The organism is Sandaracinobacteroides sp. (genome assembly GCF_057137845.1).
On record NZ_DBNHFX010000180.1, the window covers coordinates 1 to 5,768 of the forward strand.

Below are 5,768 nucleotides of genomic sequence, written 5' to 3' on the forward strand. Positions count from 1 at the left end.
GTTCTGCTTCACGCCGTTATAGGTTAATGTCACGTGGCGCGCCTGCAGCCAGCGCGGTGCCGCCAGCTTCTCGAAATCGTCGTAACGGCGTTCATGCCAGCCGCGCGGGGTGGCAAACCCCATGTAGCGGATCGCATGGCTGGCGCGGTCGACCCCGAACAGCGTTTCCGCGCCCTTCGGATCGGTCAGCCGCACCATCCAGACCGGGTGCCCGTCGACCACGGAATCCGGCGCACGCACCGCCTTGAAGCCCGGATCCGCCGCATGGCGGACGATGCCGAAGCCAAAGTTCGATGCCCAGAACTTCGCTGCTTCGGCAGGCGGCGTTATGCCCTTTTCCGTCCATGTGGTGGTGCCGTCGAAGCCGACATCGAACAGCACGCGGCCATCCATCCGGGCGGTAATGCGCACCTTGCCCTCGGCCTCGTGGGCGCTGCTGCGGGAAGGATCGAACACCCGCCACATGCGATAGTCGTCGGCCTTGCTGGTCGGCTGCGGGCGGTCGGGGGCATAAAACACCGCATGCCCTTCCAGCACCAGCGTGCGAACGCCGGCCCAGTCCGCACCGCCATGCGCTTCGGCGGCCAGCCGCAGCACTTCAGCGCCGTCAGGCTCGGCCGCAATCGTGGCCGCCGGCCATGTCAGCGCCGCCGCAACAGCGATCGCCATCAGATTGTGCCGCATCGAACCCCCCTCAAGCTCCCCGTTCGCCGCATCCGCAGCCGTTGCCGATTTGTCGCACTTTCATAACAAAATCACAAGCCGCTTGTCCGGACATATTGCATCAATCAATCCATTGGCTAACCCATGCACGCAGGAGCATGGGCCGGCCGCAGCCGGCGCGAAGCAAAGAGGGAGAACCAACCAATGACGAGCATCGACACGCAGGGCCGCATCCTTGCCATGCTGCTGGCCGGCGCCGCGACGCTGTTCGCCACCGGCGCCGCCGCGCAAACCGCAGAAACAGCGGATTCAGGCGAAACCATCATCGTCACCGCCCGCAAGCAGGCGGAAACCGTGCTCGACGTTCCGGTCTCGGTGTCGGCTCTTTCTGGCTCGGATCTGCGCGACCGGCAGGTTTCCAGCGCCACGGAACTGGCGCAGTTCACCCCCGGCCTGGCGATGAACCAGTCGTTCGGCCGTGGCGGCGACCGCCCGATCATCCGTGGCGCCTCGAACATCATCTTCTCCGAAGGCAAGGTCGGCGTCTTCATCGACGGCATCCCCTTCTTCGGTGATTTCTCGGCGATCGACCTCGCCAGCGCCCAGCGCGTCGAAGTCATCAAGGGGCCGCAATCGGCGGTGTTCGGCCGCGGCACACTTACCGGCGCCGTCAACATCGTCATGCCGCGCCCCGGCGACCATATCGGCGGCCGCGTTTCGGCAACCTATGGCAGCTTCAACCGGCAGGAACTGTCGGGCACCGTTTCCGGCCCGATCGTGTCCGGTATCGGTTTCGAAGTGGGCGGCCGCTACTACAATGTCGACGGCCAGTGGGAAAACACCGCCGTTCCGGCCACCCGCGTCGGCGGCCAGCGCTCGAAAAGCGCGAACCTGGCATTGTTCTTCGACCCCTCCGAAGACCTGTCGGCGTCGGTCCGCTGGCTCCACCAGCAGGACGAAGACCAGCATTTCGCCATCCGCCTGCAACCGGCCACCGCCAACAACTGCTTCCTGAACACCCGCACCTATTTCTGCGGCGTGGTGCCGCCGGTGCGCGACATGCAGATCAACACCAACCATCTGCTGCGGCCCGGTCTCAACCGCAACGCCGACCGCTTCCTCGGCAACATCGACTGGGACGTGCTCGGCTCGGGCTACAACCTCAGCTTTCAGGGCGGTTACTCAGACATCAACGAAGTGAACGGCGTCGACCAGACCTATGATGGCCGCAAGTTCTTCATCCTGCGCGGCGCCTGCGCGTTCGTGCCGATCGGCAACCAGGACTGCAACGTCTCGCCGTTCGAAACCACCGGCGGCACCTACCGGCGCAACCACACGCTGGAAGTGCGGCTGACATCGCCCGCAACCGGCCGCATCAACTGGCGGATCGGCGCCTACACCTCGTTCGACCGCATCCTTCCCAACACCGACTATCTGCAATCGGGCGACGCCGGGCTGCCGGTGCTGGCCGATCAGAAGCGCGTGCGCAACTATGCCGTGTTCGGCGGAGTCGATTTCGAAATCACCCCGGAACTGACGCTCGGCGTCGAGCTTCGCCACCAGATCGACAAGGTCCGCGCGACGTCGCGCTCCTATGTCGCCAGCGAATTCTTCACGCCGCAGGAAATCGCCGGATTCCGCTTCCCCAACCCCAATCAGGTGATCGGCACCAACGCCGACCGGCAGGCCACGTTCCGCGCGACGCTGCCGCGCGTCACGCTGAACTGGGAAATCCGCCCCGACCTTTCGGTCTATGCGCAATATGCGCACGGCAATTCGCCGGGCGGGTTCAACAAGATCCAGGCGCCGAAATCCACCTACGACGAAGAAAAGCTGATCAACTATGAAATCGGCCTGAAAACCTCGGGGTTCGGCTTCAGCTATCTCGGCGTGTCGGCCTTCTGGCAGGACTACAAGAATCAGGTGCTTTCCAACACCTATGTCACGCCCACCTTCGTCGACAGCTATGCCGTCAACATCGGCCGCACCCGCATTCGCGGCATCGAAGTCGAAGGCCATCTGCCGCTGGTGCAGGACATCCTGAAGCTGCAGTTCAACTACACCTTCCTCGACGCCAAGATCACCAGCGGCATCGAGCCGGAAATGGCGATCCTGCTGAAGGGTTCGGCCTGCAAATCGGGTTCGGTCATCAACCTCGACCTGCCCGGCTGCCGCGACGCCGCATCGATCGTCGGCAAACGGCCGCCACTGGTGTCAAAGCACTCCGGCTCGGCCGGGCTGCGCTTCGACCATGAACTGGCCGGCAATTTCAGCCTGTTCGCCGGGCTGGACTATATCTACCGCTCCAGCTTCTTCGATCAGGTGATGAACCTCGCGGAAACCGGCGACGCGCACACCTTCAACGCCCAGATCGGCGTGCACGACGACAATGGCCTGCGCATCACGCTGTGGGGTCGCAACATGATGAACAACCGCACGCCGGTCGGCATCCTGCGCTACCTCGACTTCGTGGCCCCCAAAACCCCGAGCGGCGACAATGCCCGCGCATTTGCGATTTCGCCGCCGCGCAAGCCGGAGTATGGCCTGACCATCACCAAGAGCTTCTGAGGAAGCCGCCACCAACGCAGGAGCGCCCATGCCGCTGTTCGCCATCATCGCCCACGACCGTCCCGGCAGTGCCGAGGAACGGCGCGCACGGCTCGGCGCGCACCTGCACCACATCGAGCAGACGCTCGGCAGCCTCGCGGTTGCCGGGCCGCTGCGCGATGCCGACGGCAACATCACCGGCTCGCTGCTGGTCGTCCACGCCGACAGCGCCGAAGAGGCCCGCCTGCTGCTCGAGCGCGACCCCTATCACGCCGCCGGAATCTGGGCAGAAATTGAAATCCGCGCGTTCAACGCCGTCGCCGGCGACTGGGCAGGAGGGAAGGCATGGTAAAGGTCGCCCGTTTCCACGAAACCGGCGCGCCGGCCGTCATCCGTTTCGATGACGTCGACCTCGGCCGCCCCGGGCCAGGCGAAGTCCGCCTCCGCCACACCGCCATCGGCATCAACTTCATCGACACCTATCACCGGCGCGGCATCTATCCGGTTGCTCTGCCGTCGGGCCTCGGGGTCGAAGCAGTCGGCATTGTCGAGGAAGTCGGCGAAGGCGTGACCGCGTTTGGCGCCGGAGACCGGGCGGGCTGCTTCGGTCCCGATCTCGGCGCCTATGCCGAAGCCCGCAACATCGCGGCCGGCGCCCTGCTGCCGATCCCCGCCGACATCGACGACGAAACCGCAGCCGCCGTGCTGCTGAAGGGATGCACCGTCGAATTTCTGGTCGAGCGTTGCGCCCGTGTCGAAGCCGGCATGACCGTCCTCGTCCACGCGGCGGCAGGCGGTGTCGGCCTGCTGCTGGTGCAATGGCTGAAGGCGATCGGCGCCACGGTGATCGGCACCGTCGGCAGCGCCGAAAAGGCCCGCGCCGCAAGTGCCGCCGGGGCCGACCACGTCATCCTCTACCGCGAGGAAGACACCGCCGCCCGCGTCCGCGCACTGACCGGTGGCCGGGGCGTCGCGGTCGTGTTCGACGGCGTCGGCCGCGCGACATGGGAACAGTCGCTCGACTCGACTGCGGTTCGCGGGCTGATCGTCAGCTACGGCAATGCCGACGCGCCGGTAACGAACGTCAGCCTCGGTGTGCTGGCGACGAAAGGCTCGCTCTACAACACCCGCCCCGCCCTCTATCACTACTATGCGGACCCGGCCGAACGGCAGGCGGGCGTCGGGCGGCTGTGGGAAATGCTGCGCAGCAAAAAGCTGCATGTCACCATCGGCCACCGCTGGCCGCTGCTGCAGGCCGCCGAAGCGCACCGTGCACTTGAGGCACGTGAAACCAGCGGCTCCTGCCTGCTGATCCCCTGACAGCGTAATTCCCTGATCTGGCGTCCCGGCCCGCGCCCGATCAGCCGACTTCGATCAGCTCCACCAGTTCGCCCGCCGGGCCACGGATGGTCGCCGTCCGGCGGCCGTCATACATGCCGCCGCCGCGCACGGCGGGCGCGGCAAGAAACGGCACGCCGACATCGGCAAGAGACGTCACCGCCAGCGTGACGAGGGCGTTTCCCGCCGGCAGCTTCAGCGGGTCGCCGGGGCGCGCGGTCGCTTCTGCCGGATACTGGTCCACCTCCATCACCGGCATCCGCCCGGACTGCAGCATCGACAGATCGGTCATGCGATCGTCGCCGAAGCCGAACGCCTTGTTGATCATGGTGTAGCGGATAGTGAAGGTCGATGTCGTCTGCAGCCCCAGCGCCGCCTCATAAAAACCAAGGCTCGCGATGCGATCCGGCGTCGCCAGGATCAGGATGAAGATGCTGTCCACCGGCGCTGCCGCACGCGGCAGGTCGGTCGCCGCCATGTCGGCGAACACCTCGTTCAGATACAGCATCTCGGCGCCGCGCCCCAGCACCTGCATCGGGATGAACTCGGGCATTCCGGCGATCGCCTTCGGTTCACCGGCGATCCGGAAGCCGCTCGCCGCCAGCCGCGCCGGCCAGCCTGCCACGTCCTGCACGCTGATCTCGAACGCGGCCCAGCCGAAACTCGTCGTCGGGCGAAAGCCGTCCGGCACCGGTTGCTCGACCAGGCGGATGAACGATGGCGCGCCGCTTCGGGGGCGCAACAGCGCGGTGTGCGCACCGGCGCTCGCCGGCACGCCCCAGCCTGCCGCCAGTTCCGCGCACAGCGTGCCTTCCTCGACCAGTTCCAGCCCCAGCACGTCGCGATAGTCGGCCAGCGCCGCCTTGATGTCGGGCGTCGTCACCGTGCCGCCAAGGATCTGGCCGTGCCGGATCGCCTGCACCGTCATGGGAACTTCGCCGGGCGCTTCGCCAGAAACGCCTCCACGCCCTCGGCGAAATCGGGGCCGGTAAAGGCCGCCGCGAACAGCGCCGACGTCACTTCGTCGTCGTCCGGCTGGCCGTCCAGAATGCGGCGAACCATCTTCTTCGCCTCGCGCACGCTGTGCGACGATACCGAAGCGATGGTTTCCGCCAGTTCCATCGCCTGCGCCAGCGGATCGTCCGCCAGCACATCGACAAGGCCGATGCGGTGCGCTTCGGCGGCGGGCAGCAACTGGCCGGTGAACAGGATGCGCTTTG

The 5,768-nt window shown here is 66.2% G+C and carries 6 protein-coding genes; 3 read left to right on the forward strand and 3 right to left on the reverse strand.

Annotated features, from left to right (window positions below; translation table 11 throughout):
- A partial coding sequence (locus tag AC16JP_RS10190) for a hypothetical protein (protein WP_484340504.1) occupies positions 1-684 on the reverse strand: 684 nt, incomplete at its 3' end.
- A gap of 183 nt (positions 685-867) precedes the next feature.
- On the opposite strand from AC16JP_RS10190, the gene AC16JP_RS10195 reads away from it, so the two are divergent.
- Genes AC16JP_RS10195 through AC16JP_RS10205 form a run of 3 tightly spaced genes read left to right on the forward strand, consistent with a single transcriptional unit; the run spans position 868 to position 4,530 of the window.
- A complete protein-coding gene (locus AC16JP_RS10195) occupies positions 868-3,231 on the forward strand; it encodes a TonB-dependent receptor (protein ID WP_484340505.1) in 2,364 nt (787 codons plus the stop codon).
- A 28-nt stretch (positions 3,232-3,259) separates the two neighbouring features.
- The gene (locus AC16JP_RS10200) at positions 3,260-3,562 is read left to right on the forward strand and encodes a YciI family protein (protein ID WP_484340506.1); all 303 of its coding nucleotides are present in this window, start codon (positions 3,260-3,262) and stop codon (positions 3,560-3,562) included.
- On the forward strand, positions 3,556-4,530 hold the full coding sequence (locus tag AC16JP_RS10205) for a quinone oxidoreductase family protein (RefSeq protein ID WP_484340507.1): 975 nt from the start codon (positions 3,556-3,558) through the stop codon (positions 4,528-4,530). The genes AC16JP_RS10200 and AC16JP_RS10205 overlap by 7 nt, the downstream gene beginning before the upstream one ends.
- 40 nt (positions 4,531-4,570) lie before the next feature.
- Here AC16JP_RS10205 and AC16JP_RS10210 read toward each other — a convergent pair whose 3' ends face one another.
- Together AC16JP_RS10210 and AC16JP_RS10215 are read right to left on the reverse strand one after the other, a co-directional pair.
- Entirely contained in the window at positions 4,571-5,476 is a 906-nt protein-coding gene (locus AC16JP_RS10210; RefSeq protein ID WP_484340508.1) for a VOC family protein, read from the reverse strand.
- On the reverse strand, positions 5,473-5,768 hold a 296-nt coding region (locus tag AC16JP_RS10215; protein ID WP_484340509.1), incomplete at its 5' end, for an enoyl-CoA hydratase/isomerase family protein. The genes AC16JP_RS10215 and AC16JP_RS10210, both read right to left, overlap by 4 nt.

Excerpts from the sequence above, each read along its gene's own strand:
- AC16JP_RS10195 (WP_484340505.1), top strand. The coding sequence starts at position 868 with ATGACGAGCATCGACACGCAGGGCCGCATCCTTGCCATGCTGCTGGCC.
- AC16JP_RS10200 (WP_484340506.1), top strand. The coding sequence starts at position 3,260 with ATGCCGCTGTTCGCCATCATCGCCCACGACCGTCCCGGCAGTGCCGAG.
- AC16JP_RS10205 (WP_484340507.1), top strand. The coding sequence starts at position 3,556 with ATGGTAAAGGTCGCCCGTTTCCACGAAACCGGCGCGCCGGCCGTCATC.
- AC16JP_RS10210 (WP_484340508.1), bottom strand. The coding sequence starts at position 5,476 with ATGACGGTGCAGGCGATCCGGCACGGCCAGATCCTTGGCGGCACGGTG.